Origin of the sequence: Bacillus cereus group sp. N24 (genome assembly GCF_016483345.1) — a bacterium.
Taxonomy (GTDB): domain Bacteria; phylum Bacillota; class Bacilli; order Bacillales; family Bacillaceae_G; genus Bacillus_A; species Bacillus_A toyonensis.
In genome coordinates, this window is record NZ_JAEHCA010000069.1 from 1 (window position 1) to 2,985 (window position 2,985).

Consider the following 2,985-nt stretch of genomic DNA (forward strand, 5'->3'; position numbering starts at 1 on the left):
GTATGTTCTTTGAAAACTAGATAACAGTGTAGCTCATATTTTTTAATTTTAGTTTGGTTAAGTTAGAAAGGGCGCACGGTGGATGCCTTGACACTAGGAGTCGATGAAGGACGGGACTAACGCCGATATGCTTCGGGGAGCTGTAAGTAAGCTTTGATCCGAAGATTTCCGAATGGGGAAACCCACTATACGTAATGGTATGGTATCCTTACCTGAATACATAGGGTATGGAAGACAGACCCAGGGAACTGAAACATCTAAGTACCTGGAGGAAGAGAAAGCAAATGCGATTTCCTGAGTAGCGGCGAGCGAAACGGAATCTAGCCCAAACCAAGAGGCTTGCCTCTTGGGGTTGTAGGACATTCTATACGGAGTTACAAAGGAACGAGGTAGACGAAGCGACCTGGAAAGGTCCGTCGTAGAGGGTAACAACCCCGTAGTCGAAACTTCGTTCTCTCTTGAATGTATCCTGAGTACGGCGGAACACGTGAAATTCCGTCGGAATCTGGGAGGACCATCTCCCAAGGCTAAATACTCCCTAGTGATCGATAGTGAACCAGTACCGTGAGGGAAAGGTGAAAAGCACCCCGGAAGGGGAGTGAAAGAGATCCTGAAACCGTGTGCCTACAAATAGTCAGAGCCCGTTAATGGGTGATGGCGTGCCTTTTGTAGAATGAACCGGCGAGTTACGATCCCGTGCGAGGTTAAGTTGAAGAGACGGAGCCGCAGCGAAAGCGAGTCTGAATAGGGCGTTTAGTACGTGGTCGTAGACCCGAAACCAGGTGATCTACCCATGTCCAGGGTGAAGTTCAGGTAACACTGAATGGAGGCCCGAACCCACGCACGTTGAAAAGTGCGGGGATGAGGTGTGGGTAGCGGAGAAATTCCAATCGAACCTGGAGATAGCTGGTTCTCCCCGAAATAGCTTTAGGGCTAGCCTTAAGTGTAAGAGTCTTGGAGGTAGAGCACTGATTGAACTAGGGGTCCTCATCGGATTACCGAATTCAGTCAAACTCCGAATGCCAATGACTTATCCTTAGGAGTCAGACTGCGAGTGATAAGATCCGTAGTCAAGAGGGAAACAGCCCAGATCGCCAGCTAAGGTCCCAAAGTGTGTATTAAGTGGAAAAGGATGTGGAGTTGCTTAGACAACTAGGATGTTGGCTTAGAAGCAGCCACCATTTAAAGAGTGCGTAATAGCTCACTAGTCGAGTGACTCTGCGCCGAAAATGTACCGGGGCTAAATACACCACCGAAGCTGCGAATTGATACCAATGGTATCAGTGGTAGGGGAGCGTTCTAAGTGCAGTGAAGTCAGACCGGAAGGACTGGTGGAGCGCTTAGAAGTGAGAATGCCGGTATGAGTAGCGAAAGACGGGTGAGAATCCCGTCCACCGAATGCCTAAGGTTTCCTGAGGAAGGCTCGTCCGCTCAGGGTTAGTCAGGACCTAAGCCGAGGCCGACAGGCGTAGGCGATGGACAACAGGTTGATATTCCTGTACCACCTCTTTATCGTTTGAGCAATGGAGGGACGCAGAAGGATAGAAGAAGCGTGCGATTGGTTGTGCACGTCCAAGCAGTTAGGCTGATAAGTAGGCAAATCCGCTTATCGTGAAGGCTGAGCTGTGATGGGGAAGCTCCTTATGGAGCGAAGTCTTTGATTCCCCGCTGCCAAGAAAAGCTTCTAGCGAGATAAAAGGTGCCTGTACCGCAAACCGACACAGGTAGGCGAGGAGAGAATCCTAAGGTGTGCGAGAGAACTCTGGTTAAGGAACTCGGCAAAATGACCCCGTAACTTCGGGAGAAGGGGTGCTTTCTTAACGGAAAGCCGCAGTGAATAGGCCCAAGCGACTGTTTAGCAAAAACACAGGTCTCTGCGAAGCCGTAAGGCGAAGTATAGGGGCTGACACCTGCCCGGTGCTGGAAGGTTAAGGAGAGGGGTTAGCGTAAGCGAAGCTCTGAACTGAAGCCCCAGTAAACGGCGGCCGTAACTATAACGGTCCTAAGGTAGCGAAATTCCTTGTCGGGTAAGTTCCGACCCGCACGAAAGGTGTAACGATTTGGGCACTGTCTCAACCAGAGACTCGGTGAAATTATAGTACCTGTGAAGATGCAGGTTACCCGCGACAGGACGGAAAGACCCCGTGGAGCTTTACTGTAGCCTGATATTGAATTTTGGTACAGTTTGTACAGGATAGGCGGGAGCCATTGAAACCGGAGCGCTAGCTTCGGTGGAGGCGCTGGTGGGATACCGCCCTGACTGTATTGAAATTCTAACCTACGGGTCTTATCGACCCGGGAGACAGTGTCAGGTGGGCAGTTTGACTGGGGCGGTCGCCTCCTAAAGTGTAACGGAGGCGCCCAAAGGTTCCCTCAGAATGGTTGGAAATCATTCGTAGAGTGCAAAGGCATAAGGGAGCTTGACTGCGAGACCTACAAGTCGAGCAGGGACGAAAGTCGGGCTTAGTGATCCGGTGGTTCCGCATGGAAGGGCCATCGCTCAACGGATAAAAGCTACCCCGGGGATAACAGGCTTATCTCCCCCAAGAGTCCACATCGACGGGGAGGTTTGGCACCTCGATGTCGGCTCATCGCATCCTGGGGCTGTAGTCGGTCCCAAGGGTTGGGCTGTTCGCCCATTAAAGCGGTACGCGAGCTGGGTTCAGAACGTCGTGAGACAGTTCGGTCCCTATCCGTCGTGGGCGTAGGAAATTTGAGAGGAGCTGTCCTTAGTACGAGAGGACCGGGATGGACGCACCGCTGGTGTACCAGTTGTTCTGCCAAGGGCATAGCTGGGTAGCTATGTGCGGAAGGGATAAGTGCTGAAAGCATCTAAGCATGAAGCCCCCCTCAAGATGAGATTTCCCATAGCGTAAGCTAGTAAGATCCCTGAAAGATGATCAGGTTGATAGGTTCGAGGTGGAAGCATGGTGACATGTGGAGCTGACGAATACTAATAGATCGAGGACTTAACCATATAATATG

Annotated in this window: 1 rRNA gene; it reads left to right on the forward strand. The window is 51.2% G+C overall.

Annotated features, from left to right (window positions below):
- Nucleotides 1-55 precede the first annotated feature (55 nt).
- Nucleotides 56-2,977 (forward strand): 23S ribosomal RNA (locus JDS95_RS30300).
- Nucleotides 2,978-2,985: the final 8 nt, after the last annotated feature.